The organism is Pantoea sp. X-Soil-MYKO-1785 (assembly GCF_059730675.1).
On the sequence record NZ_AP036001.1, the window covers coordinates 81,248 to 101,263 of the forward strand.

Sequence of the window (20,016 nt, forward strand, 5' to 3'; positions counted from 1 at the left end):
TTTCAATTATTGAGTTGTTTTTCTAGCTCCGTCACGCGTTGCTCCAGCGCGGCATTAGTGTTCATTCCCCAGCCCCGTTCTGGTCGGTAGAGCGTCGCCCAGATCCATAGAAATGGCCATATGACATGTAACGTAAATAAGCTGACCCAGCCCGCGACATGAATAGCATCAGCGTGCGGATGGTTGCGGGACTTAGCGATGAGATAAGGGATGTCATGCAGGACAATAATGCCATAGAAAATAATGATAAACACCGCAAACAGCACGCCCAATGCAAAGTAGTTAAGAAACATAAATGCCTCGAATTAAATTTGCAGCATGATTTCAAGCATAGGCTTAATGGTGGCGCCCGGCAATATGGTCGATTTGATAAAAAATAAATAATCTTTATGAGTATGATGCAGTGGTACTGTTTTTAAATCGGTGAGGGAGGCTTGCGGTCTGTTGGTGGTGGCTATTAAATTATAACCATATGATTATAAATGCATTATCAGGTTGTTTAGAATTGCTTTTCGATGGGGATGATAAATTTTTTTCGCAAATAGCTTCATTTTAAGTGCCTTTATGATCTTATGCTGATGTTCTGTTTTTTAAATGGTTAGCCAGGTGTGACTTCAGTCGACAAAATGCAAATGCGTGTTTGTTGCTGTTCATCAGGATGGCTATACTTATTTTTCCGATAATTTAAGCGGCGAATCTTCCATGCGTAATTAGTCCTGAGTAGAATTTAATTACCCTCGCGCTGCCGTTATAACGGTTAAGTATAATAATATCATCACCAGCGACAGGATTAAGCGAATTTGTACTAACCGGGAGTGGTGTAAAATGATCGGGTGATTGTTATCGAATAATTTGAGTACGTGCACGATAATCGGATTTTAACCCTGCATCTTTTCCCGTTCGCGGCCTGATGAAGGCGGTAACTTTCAGCGGCATCGCTATTTTCATGTGGAGTCACCGTGAGATGAAAAATTCTGATGCCAGTGCTGTGACGTTAACGCCTTCACGCGGGTGGGTTATAGGAATTATTCCGCTGGTCACGTTACTGATTGCTGGCGCAATGATTGTTTATCACTTCAGCCAGCAGGGATCGCAGATCGTGCTGATTACGGCTACGGCTGAAGGGATTGACGCCGGCAAAACCCCGATTAAAAACCGCAGCGTTGTTATCGGAGAGGTAGAAACGACCGCGCTGGCGGAGGATCTTCGTCATGTGGAGATCACCGTACGTCTGCAACCCGGTATGGAGAAGTTGTTACATCGCAACAGCGTATTCTGGCTGGTTAAACCGCACAGAGGTCAGCAAGGTATAACCGGCCTCAGCACGCTGATGACCGGCGCTTATATCGCGTTAGGGCCTGGCGATGCAGGTGATCCCTTGCCGCGCTACTCGCTGCTGGATGCGCCACCGCTGGCACCGATCAATGCGCAGGGCGTCCGTGTGATTGTTAACAGCCAGAAAAAGGGGCAGCTTAATCCTGGCGATCCGGTGATGTTCAGCGGCTTTCGGGTCGGGACGGTTGAAACCAGCCACTTTAATGCTGAGCAGCGCGGCATGACCTATCGGTTGTTTATTGCAGCGCCTTACGATCGGCTGGTGACCACTAATAGCCGTTTCTGGCAGCAGAGCGGCGTTACCGTTGAGCGGTCGGCCTCAGGCCTGCGGGTTGAGTCAGACGCAATCGTCTCGCTGTTACGCGGTAGCGTCAGTTTTGCGGTTCCGTCAGGGTGGGCGCCGGGGCGGGTAGCGCGAAATAACGCCGAATACCGGCTGTTTGACGACCGGCAGAGTATTGAGCGATCTCTCTATACCCGGCAGGTTCCGTTCCTGCTGTTGTTCACCGAGTCTGTTCGCGGCCTGAAGCCGGGCGCGCCAGTTGAGTTTCGTGGAATTTGTCTCGGAACGGTCAGCAAAGTGCCTTTTGTTTTGCCGGGCAGAACGCAGAACATGGTGACAGATTATCACGTGCCGGTATTGATCAATCTTGAGCCGGACCGCTTTGTCAGAGAGATGCCGGATTTCAACCTGCTACAGAGGCTGAAGAGTGGCATAGCCCGTGGAATGCGCGCCACGCTTAAAACCAGCAGTCTGCTGTCTGGCGCGCTCTATATTGATTTGGATTTTATAACCGATGCGGCGGCTTACGGCGGGCCGGAGTTCATCGATGGCTATGAAATCATCCCAACCGCGCCCGTCGGGCTGAACCAGCTGCAACAGAAACTGGTGTCAGCGCTGGAGAAGATCAATCATCTGCCGCTGACCCCGCTGGTCTTGCAGACCAGCGCGACGCTGAAACAAAGCCAGCGCACCATGGGCGCATTACAACAAACAGTGAATGATTTAAATCAGCTAACCGCCAGCCCGGCAATGGAAACTCTGCCGGTTGAGTTGCAGCACTCATTACGTGAGCTGAACAGCAGTCTGAAAGGGCTGCAGCCGGGTTCGCTTGCCTACGATCGGCTGGTGGGCAATATGCAGCGTCTTGATCGGGTGCTGCGGGAGCTGCAATCCTTGCTGAGGTTACTGAACCGCCAGAGTAATGCCCTGGTTTCTGATGCGGCCACGCATGCTGACCGCTAACGGTGAGGCTATTTTTATCGCCGCGACCCTCGGCGGGGGGATCCCCGCCGCTCGCTATCAGTAATTGCCTTGCGGCCAGTCGGTATAACCCTTCGCTCCGCCGCCGTAATACACGTCTTTCGGCGCAATGGTCAGTTCGGCAGCGTAACGCAGGCGCTTCACCAGATCCGGATTGGAAATGAACAGGCGGCCAAAGGCGACGGCATCGATAATCCCTGCGTTACGGCGGCTGATAGCCATCTCCAGGTCGTAGTTGTTGTTACCGATAAACGGACCGGTGAACTGCGCGCTCAGCGCATCCATATCCACATCGGCAGGCACGTCGCGCGAGGTGGCCGTTGCACCTTCGACAAAGTGCAGGTAGGCCAGGTTAAAGCGGTTCAGCTGCTGGATGAGATAGCCATACATTGCCATCACGTTGCTGTCCGGCGGGGTATTTCCGGCGTCAGGCGTCACCGGCGACAGTCGGATACCGACCCGGTCATTACCCCAGATGTTAACGATGGCTTCGGTGACTTCCAGCGTCAGACGCGCCCGGTTTTCGATCGAGCCGCCGTAGCTGTCGGTACGGTGATTGGTGGAGTCCCGCAGGAACTGGTCAAGCAGGTAGCTGTTGGCTGAATGCACCTCAACGCCGTCAAAACCTGCCCGCAGGGCGTTCTCCGCTGCGTGTTTGTACTGCTCGATAATGCCGGGAATTTCTGCTGTTTCCAGCGCGCGCGGTGTAGAAACCGGCACAAAACCGTTCACGGTGTAGGTCTGGCCCTCAGCTTTAATGGCGGATGGCGCAACCGGACTTGCACCGTCAGGCTGCAGCTCGACGCTGGAAAAGCGGCCAACGTGCCACAGCTGGCAGACGATTTTTCCGCCCTGAGCGTGGACCGCGTCCGTCACTTTTTTCCAGCCTGCGACCTGCTCTTCATTCCAGATCCCCGGTGTGGCGGCATAACCACGGCCCTGAGCGGAGATATTGGTGGCTTCTGAAATAATCAGTCCGGCGCCGGCACGCTGCGCATAGTAGGTCGCATGCAGTTCATCAGGCACGCCTTCCTCACCGTAACGGCTGCGGGTAACGGGAGCCATTACAATGCGATTCGCCAGTTCAAGGCTGCCCATCGCGACGGGAGAAAATAAATCGGTACGGGTACTGTTGTCAGTCATATAAACCTCTAGATAGTTGACCGGTCGTCTAGTAAATGAGTAAAAAAAAGCGGCTACCCGAGCAGCCGCATTGTTGCCTTCATGGCTTTGCCGAAGGCGTGGTCAGGATGGTGAATTTTTGCCATCAGTGAAGCTCCCAGCCACAGCTGATAAAGTTCTTCAGCCAGCTCATCGGCATCGCTTACCGCAGACAGCGAGCCATCTTCCTGTCCCAGCCGGATACAGCCGGCGATTTTTTGCACGATCTCCTGGGTGCCGGTTGCCAGCACCTGTCGCATGCTGTCATACCGATCGCAGACTTCCGCGCCAAGCTTGACCACCAGGCATTTGCTTTCCGGCAGGTCTGCGCCCTGGGTGGTCTTCCAGAAGGCGAAGTAGCGCAGCAGCCGCTCCCGGGCCGTTCCGGCACCGCTCAGCTGATGTTCTACTTCCTGCAGGTAGTGACTGAAATAGTGCTCCAGCAGCGCCTCTGCGAACTCTTCCTTGGATTTGAAGTAGTAGTAAAATGAGCCTTTGGGAATACCGGCAGCCTGAACTATCTCGGAAAGCCCGACGGCGCTGTAGCCCTTATGCGTAATAATCGCCCGTGCCACATCAATGATGTGCTGGCGCATATCTGTCGCGTGTTTTTTCATAATGCGCCTACTCTATTTAAAAACTGACCGGTCGTCTAGTAATAGCTGTTACATTTTGTGCGATCGATTGCTGAGCGGCTGCAGCAGCCTGACGGCATGCTGGCCGATCAGTTTCAGGCTTTCAGGCGTGGCGCCGTCCTTCGCTTCAATCGACATGCCTTCCAGCAGGGTGTTCAGCACGGTAGCCAGCGCAGCGGTATTGGTTTCCGCGGGCAGCTGCTGTTCCTGCACCGCCCGGCTCAGCCGTTTTTCAAACAGATCTTTTCCCTCCTGCCTGAGAAGACTGACCGCCCTGACCACATCGGCTGATTCGGCAGAGACATTGATCGCCGCCAGAACCACCATGCAGCCACAGGGTGCCGAAGGGGAGAGCAGGATATCGGCAGCTTCACTGAAGAATCTGTCAATGGCCTCAGCGATCTCCTGGGCCTCTTCAAGCCGCGCCCAGCTTGCCTGCCAGTAAACCCGCTCGTAGTAATTTACCGCTTCCAGAAACAGGCTGGCCTTGTTGCCAAAGGCGGAATAGAGGCTGGGCGGGTTGATCTCCATTGCGGCACAAAGCTCGGCAACCGATGCCGGCTCAAAGCCTTTGCGCCAGAAAAGATCCAGCGCCTTCAGCAACGCCTTATCACGGTCAAAGCTGCGCGGCCGGCCTTTGGGCTTTTCCACGGCGTCAGGCCGATCGGGAGTTTTCATAGCGTGGCTTCCGGTTAATTGCTTGACACTTTACATAGCGATCACTATACAATGGTTACATTATTTAGTGGTCACTACAAAATAGGATCGGCAGGGTGAGGGATATGACCTGCCTGATTGGGATCTGACGTTCAGTGGAACGAAAACTCACGTTAGGCGAAGCAGACAGTGACTTTACTAGCGTACCTTTTCGCTCCATTGGCCCTCAAACCCCGTAGCGGTCAGAATCATGACGCGATTTTTTGCGGCAGATGACGTAATACTTCCCATCGTCACGGAGCGACCATTCGAAGATAAGGTTACTCTCCTGCAAAGCTAACAGAAAGGATTCAGCTTCCTTATTGTTAATTAATGTCAGGGTGGCCGTCTGCTGGCTGAATAATTTCCTGTATTCAGTTTCGTCTAACTGAGACACCATGTCTGCAATATCAGCCCTACCGATATTTTTGTACATGAGTAGCCTGATTATCAGGCTTATTTTCTGACTATCGTCAGGTGATAGTTTGATCATGCCTATAATCACATCGCTGGATGGTTTTAAATAATCCAGGTATTGCTCGCTGTAACCAGTATTATATTCAACCAATAATGAAGCCTTTTCCTTTACGCTGAAATCAGCCGAACTGCATATCTCTGTCAGCAATTCTTCAAGGACGGCATCGTCCTCATTAGCACGAAGATAAAAATCCGTATCACTGAGAAACTCATCTTTGAACTGCGTAAACCAGCTTAGGAAAGTTCTGCGCTCAGAATCGTCGGTTAGTGTGCCGAATAGGCCTGTTGCTTTTTTAAACGATTCAGGGCTTAAACTGACTCTTTTATTTTCTACAATCCGCCGGAAATTACTGAAACTCAGCCTTTCATCCCAGCATTCTGCATTCATATATAAAGACTTTAAAACTGCCGCATAAGCACGGTCACTGAGTTCATCATTGCAGATGACTTTCCTGTACAGAATTTCATATTTATCACCGTCAGTCAGTTCAACATGCTGGCCGCTCAAGGTTAGTGCGTGCTTCTCAATATAACCGGTCAGGACGGACATGTTACACTCTTCATACATATAGGCGAGCAGAGACGTCCACCCCGGCTCAACATGACCATACTGGTAGAACAGATCGTGCCAGGAAAGCCCCTCAGTCTCCACGTCGACATTTTCTTTGAAAAGGTCAAGATCTGGCACGGTAAATGGCATCTTTTCCAGGATCTCAACCTTCACCTCACTACTCAGGGAAGGGTGCAGCAGCAGACTGACGGTTGTTTCGCTGTCTTCGTCTGATCCGATGAATATCTCACGGGCAAAAACGTCAATATTTGAATCAATATGTGTTTTTACATTTTCCAGTTTATAATCAGCTACCAGTGAGAGTGGGTGGGCATCCACTTTCTCACAGGTGACGTCATCATCCTGAGTAAGCCCGGCAACTACAGTTCTGAAAGAGGCTTTATTGAAGCGGTACATTTCATTATCAGCGATAAAGCGCAAAGCCATGCGCTCAACATTAGTCACGGGCAGGGTAATATCATCGTAAACCACATCGAGTATTTTTATATTTCTCAGAAACGGTTAAAGCGTATCCGGGTCAAGTTGTGATATCAGTTGATAGCCTTTTTCTTCAACAAACTGCCTGTAATGCTCTGTATTGTCAGACACGCCAGCGTCAACAAATGCAATCATATTTATGATGATATTTATTTGTATTGCATCTGATTCTCTTCCATCCAGAAGGGTCAGCATTCGGTCCAGATAACGATTTCCCCCCAAAGCCAGAGAAATAAATTCTGAAAACGAATCTGGCTGGGTGAATTTTTCGTTCAGTACACTGAATACAGAGATAACCGAGTCGGCATTTTTTTCGAAGATCTTCGAAATCATCCCTGACAAATAGCGATCATGAAGGGGATTTTTATTTTTCATCATATAAGTGACAAGTTGATGATGAACGGCCCCTTCGCGGTAAATGTAGCTCTGAGCAGCTAGCTCAGAGATAACTTCTTTTTCATCATCGAGCGTAAAACTGTTATTTACATTTTCACAGTTCGTTAAACGACCCACTGCTTTGATATAGTCATTATCGTTAACAGAAATAGCGCCTTCATGAAAGATCGAACGAAACATCATGTAATCCTGCATGATGTACTCATTTGTCAGCAGATAGTACAGAACCTCAAAACCACCACGACGAAAACCACTTTGAATCGCTTCCAGTTGCTGCTTATCAATAATATCTGGATCATTACATTTATCAATGTATTCCTGAGCTATTTTTTTAAATTCCTCCTCGCCTATCTTGCTGATTAAATCAGCGAGAGTGATGGCGTTCCTTATTCTTATTTTTTCTTTGATCTCACTGAGTTCAGTTGCTGTTTTTTTGTACTCCTGATCTCTATCAGAAGAAATCAGCTTTGTTCTTTCTTTATACTCATTAATGACATTTCTGACGTCAATCTGAAAACCATTAAATCTATTATAACCATGCTCATCGTACCCAACATAAAGCATTGATCCAAGGCTGAAGAAACCAAGGAAGCTACTTTCGTCATTATGCATGTCAGCGGCGCTAAACACTTTTCTATTGTAGACTCTAGAATCATGATTCGTAAAATATAATCCCGACCATAACTCCTGGGGTAAAAACGGCAAATAATTTCCATTCGCACGTCAGCAGCGGATGATGCTTTTTCTTTTTTTAACTGCTCAAGCCTGGCGTAAAGTTTGTCTCTTTTATCATCCAGAGATATAAAGTATTTCTCATGGAGTTTTCTGCGTCGATAGTCATTCACAATCGAATATAGCACCCCTGCTTTTTTATCAGTTAAATTGTAATCCTGTGAGTAAATATTCTTGTAAAAGATAATGGCGAATATTTTGGCTTCATTTTTATTTTCATCAACTATTTTTCTGAATAAGTTAAACTCATTAGCCATATTCTGTAGAGATCGCATGTCGCTGATGTAGAGAGACAGCTGTTTAAGAAGTACGTCATGCGCAGCCGGAAAGCCTTTAAGTTTGTTTTTCAGATATGTATAGGCGTTACATGCATCCAGTACAGGGACAACCGGAAGGATGAAATCAAAGAACCTGTTCCGGATATCAGAGCCAGGAAATATATCATCCCGGCATGCGTAGACAAATCTCACTGGTTCAACCTTCAGATTATTGTTAACTAACTGATTTATTGTTATTAACTTTACAAAAACTTCCGTATTGTCGAGTCTGTCTGAGTCATCAGATACAACTGTTTTATTCTTTGAGCGGGAAAAGAAATAGACGATTTCATCGAGGCAGTTGTTCAGAAATGAAGATAACTCCTGCTGAGTTAAATTTGCACTCGCCTGAAGGAAAGCTATTTTATTTAACTTCAATTTTTTATCAAAAACACCTGCCTTTGAGGCCGCGCGGACGATACAGAATAGCGTCAGTACGGCCAGCGTGATACTGCACCATAAGCGTTCGGGATAGGCATTGTTGACGTAAGAAATTATTGAGTCACTGGCACCAAAGGAAGATAATACTTTCTTAGGAAAGATACACAGTGTTAATAAGAAGGCCGGTAGCAGTCTAGTGACAGAGGTTGCAAACAGAGTAAGGACATGTTTTGCATCTCTGCTTTGAATTCTGTCGATCCGTGAATCAGGCAGGTTATCTTTATTTACTTTATAGAGAATCTGCTGAAGAATGGTTAATTCAACTTCAGCATTTTCTGGTGGCTCACCCTCTCTCTTTCCTGAAATTGAAAAATGTGCCAGAGAATGATTTATGTAATTTTTTTAGTCGGCTGACAAGATATGACAGTATGAGCGTACTTTTACCCGCCCCACAAGGCCCGGTGACGGCGATGTTTTTTACATCTTTTTTGAGAATGCGAAGTCCAGTGCTTTGAAATATTCATTCATTCGCACATCATTACTTACCTTTAGCGTCAGCGTATCGTAGCCGTCCTTATTATGATTTTCTTCGCTACGATGATCGTGTCCTTCCGATTTAAATATATTAAAACCCCCTTTCAAACGTTCAGGTATTTTCATTTTCATTCCTGTTTTCTGGCAGTTGATCTTCACGCTTTTACAAAAAAACTGTCGAAATAGCCTCCATTCCGAGGCTAATTCAGCGGACATTCATGGTAATATTGACAGAGGTAATATACACAGGCTATCAGCCAATGAAAAAGAAGAATAACACCCCCACGCCCCATGATGCCGCATTCAGGCAGTTTCTTACCCAACCCGAAGTTGCCCGGGATTTTATGGAACTACACCTTCCCGCAGAGCTGCGCGATATCTGCGATCTCAGCACACTAAAGCTGGAATCCGGCTCGTTCGTCGAGGATGACCTACGACAGTATTTCAGCGACGTGCTCTACAGCCTGAAAACCACAGCCGGTGAGGGTTATGTTCACGTGCTCATCGAGCATCAGTCCTCACCCGACAAACATATGGCCTTTCGCCTGATGCGCTATGCCGTGGCTGCCATGCAACGGCACCTTGAGGCGGGGCATAAAAAATTGCCACTGGTGATACCGGTGCTGTTTTACACAGGTAAACGCAGCCCGTATCCGTACTCCACCCGGTGGCTGGATGAGTTTGACGACCCGGACCTGGCAGGCAGGCTCTACAACCCGGCTTTCCCGCTGGTTGACGTTACCGTCATTCCGGATGATGAAATCGCTGGCCACCGCAGCATGGCTGCCCTTACTCTTCTGCAGAAGCACATTCATCAGCGGGACCTGGCCGAACTGACCGACCGGCTGGTGCCCATTCTGCTGGCTGGCTATTTGTCTTCATCCCAGGTGATATCGCTGGTACACTATATTGTACAGGCAGGCGAATCAGCCGACGCCGAAGCCTTTGTTCGCGACCTGGCACAGCGTGTGCCGCAACACGGAGACGCACTTATGACCATCGCACAACAGCTCGAACAGAAGGGCATCCAGAAGGGTATCCAGTTAGGCAGGCAGGAAGGCCGAAATGAAGGCATGCTGGAAGGCAAGCTGGAAGTTGCACGTACCATGCTGCAGAACGGTCTTGACCGCATCACCGTCATGAAAATGACCGGCCTGACCGAAGACGACCTGGCACAAATCCGCCACTGACTTATTTAGTAGCCTCTCCGGCCACGCTGCTGAGCCGCCATGTGCAGCCGCCCGGAAAGCCACTGTGCAGCCGCCCGGACTCGCACAGGCCATTCAGCACCGTCTGTAACATCACGGGCTTCAGCACGATTTCGTCGGAATGAGGCCGCCAGTGTGCTCTGTTAGCAGCCTCCCCTCAGTGTACCCGGAACAGCCTGAAAGCCCGCGGTGAAAGCCCCGAATGCAGTTTCGCCCTGAGCATCTGCAGTATCGCTTTACGCCCCCTCATTCACTCCTTTGTTTCAGACATCCACTGTAGCCAGTAGACGTCGCTATTCCGGACCGCTGAAACTCTCCTCTGCTGCACCTGTTTTACCTGGATTTGATAATAGACCGATATACCGATAATCAGCTGGCAGCTCAGGGGCTGGTCACTGACGCCGTCGTGTATGGAAAACTATTTATATGCAGGCAGCTCAGGATCATCTCCGGGCGCAGGGTGAAACACTGAATGATGAAGATATCGCACGTCTTTCCCAGCTTTGCCACGGACATATCAATATGCCCGGCCATTATTCTTTCACGCTGGCAGAACGGGTAACTAAAGGAGATCTGAGACCATTAAAAGCGGCGTCAGAGGAAGAAAATGTTTAGCGTGAGTTTCCGTTCCACTGAGCGTCAGCCCCTGGTCCTGACATCAAAGCAATGGGTTATCTGAACAGATAGTCGCATCATTAAAACGAAGTTGAAAAAGATGACTGACACCCCCTGCCTGCAGGACTACAACGCTATTCTGGATGTGCTGAATCAGTACAACGAAGACGGGAAGCAGGCTTCAGTTGTTCGCGTCGACATTGTCGGAACGGCCGCCAGCGCCCGCATCGATACCGATGACATATCGGGTTTTCGCTTTACTGATTTTTTCAGTCTGCTGAAGATTAACGGGCGCTGGAGCGTGGTCAGCAAGATTTATCACACCCACGCCGCCGCTTGCTGAAACGGGCAGACAGCGCAGCGGCGTAAATTAGCCAGCTACTGCGCGCCAGGCTCAGCCGTCGACGCGATCGCTGGCGGCTGCACCTGCGCACCGCCGTGACTATCCGCCGGCCTTTATTCAGGCCCTTTCTGCTCCAGCCTCGCCAGCTGAACCACCACCAGATGCGCTCCCGGCTGGCTCTCCAGCACTATTTCATCGCCTTCACAGGGTGCGCCATCCAGCCACAGCTGATAACTGCCATCACCGCGTGACACGGTGATGTTATAGCTGCTCTCTCCTTTACGGTAGACCACTTTTACTTCGCGCCATCCACTGGGAAGCTGGGGACGAAGCGAGAGAGAGTTGCCGCGTCGAATGATCCCCAGCAGGCTTTCGGTAATCAACTGGTAGGCCCAGCCGGAAGAGCCGGTGTACCACGTCCAGCCACCGCGCCCGCTGTGGCCCTCCGCCGCATAGACATCCGCAGCCATTACGTAGGGCTCGACTTTGTAAATCGCCGAGCGCTGCCGGTCGCTGCTGTGATTAACCGGATTAATCATCGAGAACAGCGACCAGGCACGTTCGGTTTCGCCCCGTGCCGCAAAGGCCATAATCGCCCACAGCGCACCGTGTGTGTATTGCCCGCCATTTTCGCGCACCCCGGGCAAATAGCCGCGAATGTAGCCCGGATTGGGGCCGGCGCCATCGAAGGGCGGCGTCAGCAGTTTAATCAGCCCGTTCTGCTGATCGACCAGCTGCCGGAACAGCGCATCCATCGCAGACTGGCTTTTGGCGGCTTCACCCGCCCCGGACAATACCGACCAGCTCTGGGCTATGGCGTCGATGCGGCATTCGGGATCGGCATGCGAGCCAAGCGTCTGGCCATTATCAAAGAATCCGCGCAGATACCATTCGCCATCCCAGGCCGCAGCGTTGAGCGCGGTTTTAAGATCCTGCGCATGACGCTGACACAGCCCGGCGGTCTGGCTGTCGCCGACCCGAACCGCCAGCGCGGCGAAACGGGTCAGCACTGTATAAAGGAAAAAGCCGAGCCAGACACTTTCCCCTTTGCCGGCGATCCCGACCGTGCTCATGCCATCATTCCAGTCGCCAGATCCCATCAGAGGTAAGCCGTGCTGACCAAACCGCAGGCCGTGTTTCACCGCACGAACCGCGTGCTGCCACAGGGTTTCGCTGACCTTGCTGAGGCCAGGCAGCTCATACACCGATTCTTCGTCCGCTGTCAGTAAGCGGCCTTCGAGATAACTGACCGGCTGCGACAGCAGCGTCATATCCTCTGTCGCCCGCACGTAGTGGCACAGCGCAAAGGGCAGCCAGAGATAGTCGTCGGAGCAGCGTGTTCTGACGCCACGGCCGCCAGGCGGATGCCACCAGTGCTGAACGTCGCCCTCAATAAACTGCCGCGAGGCGCACAGCAACAGCTGATCGCGCAGGCGCTGCGGTGCCGCATGGGTCAGCGCCAGCGTATCCTGCAGCTGATCGCGAAAACCGTACGCCCCGCCGGACTGGTAATAACCGCTGCGCGCCAGTAAGCGACTGGCCAGCGTCTGATACAGCAGCCAGCCGTTAGCCAGCAAATCCACCGCCGGTTCAGGCGTCTGAATCTGCACTTTAGTCAGCACGCTTTGCCAGTAGCGTTTTACCTTTGCCAGCTCATTGCTAGCCTGCCCGGCTGACAGCAGCTGTTGCATCAGCGTGATTGCTGCCGCTTCATCCTCACCCACGCCGAGTGCAAAAACAAAGCTGCGGCTGTCGCCGTCTATCAGCGTAGCCAACGTCTGCAGCGCGGCACAGGGATCCAGTCCGGCACCGGTATTGCCCGACAGGCCGCGAAAAGTCATCATTGCTGGCTGCCGGGTGCTGCCGTTACGGCCAAGGCACTCCAGTCGGTTGCCGCTATGGGCAATCTGCGTGCCGGTGACAGCGAAAAAAGCGCTGCGCGCTGAACCGGCGCTGTTATAGAAGTTTTTAGCCAGCACCGCACTGCCGCTATCCAGCGTGGCGACCGACGTCACCACGTGCATGGCCGATCGGCTCGCCAGTTCGCCCAGTACCCATTCGACGTAGCCGGTGATCGACAAATTACGGGTTCGTCCCGACTGGTTACTCAGCGTCAGCAGAGATAGCCTGACCGGCGCCTTTTCGGCCATAAATACCGTTAAGCTGCTGCTGATGCCGTGCCCGGTGTGCTCAAAACAGCTGTAGCCGAAGCCGTGTCGGGTCAGATAATCCCCTTTTCCGCGCATCGGCAGAGGCGTGGGCGACCAGACATCGCCGCTCTCTTCATCGCGTAAGTAGAGCGCTTCACCGCTGCTATCACTCACCGGATCGTTGTGCCACGGCGTCAGGCGATATTCATGCGCGTTTTCATACCAGCTATAGGCCTGGCCACTTTCAGAGATGACGCTGCCTGACTGGCTGTTAGCCAGCACGTTACTCCACGGCGCAGGCGTCTGCTGCTGGTCAGAAAGAATGATCTGATATTCATCGCCGTCGGCGCTAAAGCCGCCGCGACCGTTGAAAAACTGCAGGCCATCGGTAGCAAAGCGTACTGCCGCCGGTTCAGCTGCTTTGCGGGTGGCGGTAAACGGATAAGCGGGCGGCGTGCGCAGCGGTTTCAGCAGCGCGCTGAGCTGGTCGTCAAGGCTGCCATCACGGCCTTCCAGCACCACAGACGCCACGCTCAGCAGCAGTTGCTGCTCTTCCGCACTAAAACTTTCACACTTACGAAGAAAGATACCGCCGGGTTTATCCATCTGTTGTCGCTCTTCGCCAGCCGGGATCAGGGTGGTGAGCTGATTGAACAGGTTCTGCTGATAGCCGCCCCGGTCGCAGTTCATGATCACCAGGTCGACCGTCAGTCCTTTCTGACGCCAGTACTGATGCGCCTGAATCACCGAGCTAATCAAATCCAGCTGGTCGATATTCTCAATACGGACCAGCAGAATCGGCAGATCGCCTGAGATCGCATGACGCCATAAGGATTCCTGACCCAGACGGTTCTGCAGCAGATTGTTGAGATCGCCACGCATCTCGGCGGACGGGAACAGCAGCGCACTGGCCAGCTGATTAAACAGGCCGGTATCTTCAGTGCGGATATTCAACTGACGCAGTGCAACCTGACTGTGTGACCACGCCAGCTCGAACACCCGATCGGCGCTGATATGGTTACGGTATTTCTCAATCAGCGCAATCGTGGTGTCGCGAGCCGGCGTCACGCCATAAAGCATATCAATGGTGACCGCTTCACCGGCTTTAAGATCGACGGTCTGGCGAATCGACAGCAGCGGGTCCAGTACCGCACCCTGATGACCGGTCAGTTCACCGCCGGGCAGCAACGCCTGTGGCCTGGCGGGGGTGTTGCCGCGCCCGAGGAAGCGGGCCCGGTCGGTTTCATAGGAGGTTTCACGGTCGGTATTGCCATGAATCGCCATCGCATGAAACATCCACGCCGTCACTTCCTGCTCTTCGCGGGGCCGGCGATGGGCCAGGATCGCTTCCAGCCCAGGTAAGATTTCAGTCTGTATGAAAAGGTTACTGAAGGCCGGATGGGCCATATCGCTGGCGGCCGGTGCCAGCACCACTTCGGCATAGCTGGTGATATCGAACCGGCGCGGCTGACGGGAACGGTTAGTCACCGTTATCCGACGAATCTCAACATCGTCTTCGGGTGAGACCACGATATGCGTATGGATGCCGAAGGTGGTGCCCGCTGCGTCAAACTCAATCCCGGCATCATTGAATCGGGCTTTATAGCCAGGCCGCTCACTGCAGGTGGGCTGATAGCTGTGGCTGATGACATCGCCGGAATGCTGGTCAGTAACATAGCAGAAAGTGCCGTACTGGTTGCGGGTGCTGTCTGCCCGCCAGCGGGTCAGCGCCAGCCCCTTCCACAGGCTGTAGCCCGCACCGGAATGGGTCACCATCAGATGATAATTGGCGTTGGAAAGCAGCTGAAGCTGTGGCTGGCGCGGATCGGCCCCACTGAACTCACGCTGGTCAGGCACGCTGCGCTGCAGTTTGTTATCGACAGTCTCGTCGAAGCTGCGGCGCGGGGTGTACAGCTCGATATCATCCGGCACTTTCTCCTGCAGCAGCAGGCGCGATGACTGGAACAGTGCGCTGGACATAAAACGCGCCACCATCGGCGCGCCCAGCAGCAGGTGCGACAGCGCCAGAAATCCCATCGCCTGATGATGCGCCATATAGGATTTGACGGCGGTAAAGGGCTGGCCGGGCGCCAGCCGATCGGCAGTGAAATCCAGCGCCTCGTAGTAGCCATATTCACCCTTAGCGCCCATCGCTTTCAGCCTGAGCAGATTATCGGTCGCTTCCTGCGGCAGTACCATTAGCGCCAGCAGCGTGGCGTAAGGCGCAACCACCAGGTCATCATTCAGGCCGCGTTTCAACCCTAATTCCGGAGTGCCAAAAGCCCGGTACTGATAGTTATGATTCACGTCAAAGGCGGCATACCCGGATTCCGACACGCCCCACGACGTCCCGGTGCTTTTCGCTGAACTGATCTGCTGCCTGACTGCGGCCAACGCCATCTTTTCCAGCAGCGTATCGGGGTAAACCGGCATCACCAGATGCGGCATCAGATATTCAAACATCGAGCCGCTCCACGACATCACGGCGGGCTGATTATCCAGCCGGGTAAATAAGCGACCCAGCACAAACCAGCTTTTGACTGGCAGCTGGTTGGCGGAGATAGCGAAATAGTGGGTCAGCCGCACTTCTGACGGGAACAGGTCATATTTACTGGCGTCGAGCAGACCGCTGTCGATGTTGTAGCCGACGCTGAGCAACGAGGTGGCCGGAACGTATAAGAAGCGGAAGTCCATGCTGGCGTGATCGCAAAGACGACCATCCAGTTCCAGCAGCGCGGCCATCCGCTCACGGGCGGCCCACACTACCGGATCGCTCTGTAGTCGGGTTAATTCAGGGCGATGCTGACTTAATTCTGCCAGCCACAATAGGGAGGGTATCTCCGCAGGGAAGAGGGTCTGCGGCGTGACCCAGCTGAAAAAGCGACGCCACTCCTGAGCAAAATCGTCCAGCTGCTGGTGAAACAGTGCCGGCCAGTTGATGCGGCCTGTCGGTTGATAGCGCTGTTGTACCTCGGCGCTCAGCGGCAGCAATGCCTCCAGTTCAGAAAACAGGCTCGCGGGTGAAACGTGCGTCATCGCCATTAATCGGGTGTCGATGTGCGTCAGCAGGTTGTGCTGACTGCCCCCCAGCTGCGTTTTGACCAGCGCTAAGGTATCCCGCAGACCGTTCAGCATGCGCGCCGGGGCGATCACCGGCTGATATTTCCACTGCGCCAGTCCGGCCTGCAGCGTGAGCAGGTGAGCCGCCATGTTGCCACTGTCCACGCTGGAAACATAGCGCGGATTAAGTGGCTGGAGCGTCTGCGTGTCATACCAGTTATACAGATGGCCCCGGAAATGCTCCATCCGATCCAGCGTGTCGAGGGTGGCAAGCGATCGCCTGATCACCTGATCCTGACTGACGTAGCCAAAATCCCATGCGGTCAGATTGGCCAGCAGCGACAGTCCGATATTGGTGGGTGAGGTGCGGTGCGCGATCCGCATCTGCGGGATTTCCTGCAGATTATCCGGTGGCAGATGGTTATTTTCATCACCGGCAAACTCACTGAACCACGCCCAGGTTTCACGGGCGGTGCGGCGCAGAAAACCCTGTTGTGCGGCTGACAGCGCGATCCGCTGCGGCGCAGCAGGCTGGCTCATGCGGCTCAGCAGCGCCGGGGTGATGGTCCAGAGTAATCCCAGTGCCAGAGCCAGATGGATCAACGACGGCATCGACAGTGCGGTCAGCAGCACCAGCGCCACGCCTGCCAGTGGGTTAATCCACATGCTGCGGTAAAAATGACCTAAATCGCAGGCGACTGAGGGGATTGTCGAGGCGCTCTTCCACTCGTTAAGGTAGCGATGGCTGATGTTCAGACGCCACAGGGTGACGATGATCGCTTTCAGCGACCAGTAGCTTTCATGCGGCAGCACGGCCAGCGCCAGCCCGGCACGGGAGATGCGGTTAAACGCATCGGTAAACAGGAGCTGCAGATGCTGACGCCAGGCGCGTTTTTTACTTTTCGTCACCCCATCAACGATCAGCGCTGGCACGCCAGGCAGCAGCAGAAACAGCATAATGCCGGCGGCCCAGAAGGCCGGGTTCGGCACCAGGGTACAGAGCATAAACACCAGCGTCAGCAGGGCTGGCGCGACCAGGCTGCGGCGCAGGTTATCGATTAACTTCCAGCGGGAAAGCGGGCTGAGCGGGTTTTTCTGCCGCTGACCATCTTCCAGCCGGACCTGCGGCCGCAGCCAGTTCAGCAGCTGCCAGTCGCCCCTTACCCAGCGAAACCGCCGGGCGACGTCACTCAGATAATTTGCCGGATATTGCTCATAGAGCACCACGTTACTGACCACGCCGGAGCGGGCGTAACAGCCTTCCAGCAGATCGTGACTTAGCACCAGGTTTTCCGGGCAGGTATTACGGGTGGCACGCGAAAAAGCCGCCACATCGTAAATGCCCTTGCCGACAAACGATCCTTCGCCAAACAGATCCTGATAAATATCCGAGGAGAGCGAGGAGTAAGCATCATTACCCGGCACGCTGCTGCACAGCCTGGCATAGCGGCCCTGACCCTGGACCGGGATCTCCTCGGCCAGTCGCGGCTGAAGGATGGCATAACCCTCAACCACCCGGTTTAACTGCGTATCGAACACCGGCGCATTAAGCGGATGCGCCATCACGCCGATCAGTTTATGCGCGGTCTCGCGCGGCAGGATGGTATCGCTGTCGAGCGTAATCACATATCTGACCCCGTGCAGCTGCGCCTGGGTCGCTCCCGCCGTCACGCTGAAGCGATTATCTTCTCCCTGCAGCCAGCGATTCAGCGCATGGATTTTGCCGCGTTTACGTTCATATCCCATCCAGACGCCCTGCGAAATATTATGGGTGCGGTCACGGTGCAGCAGGGAAAAAAGCGCGCTTTCAGCGGCACTGCCGCCGTAGCGACGATTCAGCGCGTCGGTTTTCAGAACCGCATAACGGATCAGCGCTGCATCATGAACATGATTCTGTTCTGCGCTGTCGGTAAAGTCGGTCAGTAAAGCAAAGTTGATATTCGGTAGGGCGTTTCCGAGATAACAGATCTCCAGTGAGCGAAGCAGCGCGTCGGTAGCCTCGTTGCTGCTCAGCAGGCAGGGGATCACCACCAGCGTCCGATGGTGCGGCGGTATCGCCCTGGCATAATCAAGACGCGGCAGCGGCAGCGGATGGCGGGTTCGGGTGGTGAGTTCGCTCAGCAACTGTAACGCCAGCTGACTGCAGACAACCAGGGTCGGCAGCGCCAGCAACCAGAGTAGCGGCCCGATACCAGCCTGCTGGGTGCTGACCAGCATTTCGGCGCTAAACGCGATGGTCAGCAATAACAGGCTGCCCAGCCAGGAGAGTAAAGGTGTCTGGCTGAGATGCTGGCGGCTCTTATTCAGCCAGCTGACGTTAACCTGAAGCTGCTGTTCAAGTTGCAGATAGCCTTTATCCAGCAGGAAATAGCCGACATGCTGCTGTCGCAGGGGAAGACCCGGCTGTCTGGCCAGATCCAGCACCGCCTGGGCCACCGCCCGCTCATCGAACCGACTGTGGCGGGCCAGACGCTCAATAACGTGACGGTAGTCATCACGACTGTCAAAGTGCATCAGAGGATAAGTCCCGGCCGGGTCCTGCTGGAGTATACGTTCAACCTGGCTGACCGACTCAACAAAGGCCTGCCAGTCAATCTCGCCCAGCTGGCGCAGGCCGGTGATACTGTTGCTGACCGACAGCTGACTCAATGCCAGCTGGCGGTTGAACTGTTCAATCACTTCTGAGGTTTTACGCCCGCTGTTTTCAAGTTGCTGCTCAACCCAGGTTAAAGCGAGCGTATTGTTCTGGCCGCTTAACCGGCGTTCAAGTTCCGCCACGAAAGCACCGGAAATCTGCGGGTTCTGACGGGCCATATCGGCGATGACGAGGATCACTTTTGAGGTATCTTTGGCGGCAGTGGCAAGGATATCGGTGATCCACTCTTCTGCTTTGATGCGCTCCTGATGCACTCTGGCCACCTCCGCCGCAATCCGGGCCAGATTGTTAATCAGCGCAAAGCGCAACATGGCGGGCATTGCCCACAGTTCGCCGAGCAGCAGCGGGGTGACACGTTGATAGGCGGTGATGAAGGGGTGCAGCACGCTGGTTTCAAGTCGGCCATCGCTGTGCTTGATCATCTCTTCGGCGATGGCCTGGATACGCAGGTAATGCGCCGACTGCGCCAGCATCGGCAATCCTTTACCGAATTTTGCCGGTAACAGATGCCGTACCAGGCGGATTTGCTCTTCGATAATGTAGAAATTATCCAGCAGCCAGACGGCAGCCGGCGTCTGGCTGCGTTTATCGCCCTCGCTCAGGATTTCAGCGCTTTGCGTCAGTGACAGCTCGTTATCCGCCAGTTGCTGTAGCAGCCGGTAGGACCATTTACCGCCCGACAGCTTATGTGTTTTTGCTAATTTCTCGCCGTAGTTACCCATTTGTTCCGCAGAAAAGAGTTCGGGCCGCTGGGCCTGATAAATGCCTTCTGGCGGAAACAACGGGAAATGATCGGATGGCAATTCGCTGTCCCGACTGAACCACGTCGTCAGATTTATTTTCACATTCATTTCCTTGCGCTTGCGCAGCTGCTGGATCCGGAATAAAGAAAGGATGATAAACAGGAAGCCGGAAGAAGGAGCCAGAGGTGATAGCAGATCCCGATAGGTTAATTGTAGTCTTTTTTGCGTCCCCGGTCCCAATGTAAATAAATGGCCGTTGCTGTTG

General features: G+C 53.4%; 11 protein-coding genes and 2 pseudogenes. 4 read left to right on the forward strand and 9 right to left on the reverse strand.

Going from position 1 to position 20,016, the window contains the following annotated elements; all coding sequences use genetic code 11:
- Positions 1-2: 2 nt before the first annotated feature.
- Positions 3-293 (reverse strand): DUF3302 domain-containing protein, encoded by a 291-nt coding sequence (locus AC6I8D_RS20235; protein WP_497820731.1) that lies wholly within the window; start codon positions 291-293, stop codon positions 3-5.
- Between the two features lie 671 nt (positions 294-964).
- Between AC6I8D_RS20235 and pqiB the strand changes: the two genes are divergently transcribed.
- Positions 965-2,581, forward strand: coding sequence for an intermembrane transport protein PqiB (gene pqiB, locus AC6I8D_RS20240; RefSeq protein ID WP_497820732.1), 1,617 nt, complete (start codon positions 965-967; stop codon positions 2,579-2,581).
- 57 nt (positions 2,582-2,638) lie between these two features.
- On the opposite strand, the gene AC6I8D_RS20245 is transcribed toward pqiB, so the two are convergent.
- The 7 genes and pseudogenes from AC6I8D_RS20245 to AC6I8D_RS20275 form a co-directional block, all read right to left on the reverse strand.
- Complete coding sequence (locus AC6I8D_RS20245) at positions 2,639-3,742, reverse strand: alkene reductase (RefSeq protein ID WP_497820733.1); 1,104 nt, start codon at positions 3,740-3,742, stop codon at positions 2,639-2,641.
- 53 nt (positions 3,743-3,795) lie between these two features.
- Positions 3,796-4,377 carry a TetR/AcrR family transcriptional regulator gene (locus tag AC6I8D_RS20250; protein WP_497820734.1) on the reverse strand — a complete coding sequence of 194 codons (582 nt, stop codon included), beginning with the start codon at positions 4,375-4,377 and terminating at the stop codon, positions 3,796-3,798.
- A 48-nt stretch (positions 4,378-4,425) separates the two neighbouring features.
- Positions 4,426-5,073, reverse strand: coding sequence for a TetR/AcrR family transcriptional regulator (locus AC6I8D_RS20255; protein WP_497820735.1), 648 nt, complete (start codon positions 5,071-5,073; stop codon positions 4,426-4,428).
- A gap of 205 nt (positions 5,074-5,278) precedes the next feature.
- Positions 5,279-6,610 carry a hypothetical protein gene (locus AC6I8D_RS20260; RefSeq protein WP_497820736.1) on the reverse strand — a complete coding sequence of 444 codons (1,332 nt, stop codon included), beginning with the start codon at positions 6,608-6,610 and terminating at the stop codon, positions 5,279-5,281.
- 30 nt (positions 6,611-6,640) lie between these two features.
- Positions 6,641-7,624 (reverse strand): hypothetical protein, encoded by a 984-nt coding sequence (locus tag AC6I8D_RS20265; protein WP_497820737.1) that lies wholly within the window; start codon positions 7,622-7,624, stop codon positions 6,641-6,643.
- A gap of 299 nt (positions 7,625-7,923) precedes the next feature.
- A pseudogene (locus AC6I8D_RS20270) lies at positions 7,924-8,835 on the reverse strand (YobI family P-loop NTPase); the annotation flags it as partial.
- 84 nt (positions 8,836-8,919) lie between these two features.
- Positions 8,920-9,102 (reverse strand): hypothetical protein, encoded by a 183-nt coding sequence (locus AC6I8D_RS20275; RefSeq protein WP_497820738.1) that lies wholly within the window; start codon positions 9,100-9,102, stop codon positions 8,920-8,922.
- A 134-nt stretch (positions 9,103-9,236) separates the two neighbouring features.
- Between AC6I8D_RS20275 and AC6I8D_RS20280 the strand changes: the two genes are divergently transcribed.
- The 3 genes and pseudogenes from AC6I8D_RS20280 (at position 9,237) to AC6I8D_RS20290 (ending at position 11,142) form a co-directional block, all read left to right on the forward strand.
- Positions 9,237-10,166 (forward strand): Rpn family recombination-promoting nuclease/putative transposase, encoded by a 930-nt coding sequence (locus tag AC6I8D_RS20280; protein WP_497820739.1) that lies wholly within the window; start codon positions 9,237-9,239, stop codon positions 10,164-10,166.
- 382 nt (positions 10,167-10,548) lie between these two features.
- Positions 10,549-10,799: pseudogene (locus AC6I8D_RS20285) on the forward strand (Tn3 family transposase); the annotation flags it as partial.
- Positions 10,800-10,899: 100 nt separating this feature from the next.
- On the forward strand, positions 10,900-11,142 hold the full coding sequence (locus AC6I8D_RS20290) for a nuclear transport factor 2 family protein (RefSeq protein WP_497820740.1): 243 nt from the start codon (positions 10,900-10,902) through the stop codon (positions 11,140-11,142).
- A gap of 113 nt (positions 11,143-11,255) precedes the next feature.
- Here the strand turns inward: AC6I8D_RS20290 and AC6I8D_RS20295 are convergent, their stop codons facing one another.
- Positions 11,256-19,853, reverse strand: a complete 8,598-nt coding sequence (locus AC6I8D_RS20295) for a glycoside hydrolase family 94 protein (RefSeq protein ID WP_497820741.1) — start codon at positions 19,851-19,853, stop codon at positions 11,256-11,258.
- Between the last annotated feature and the right edge of the window lie 163 nt (positions 19,854-20,016).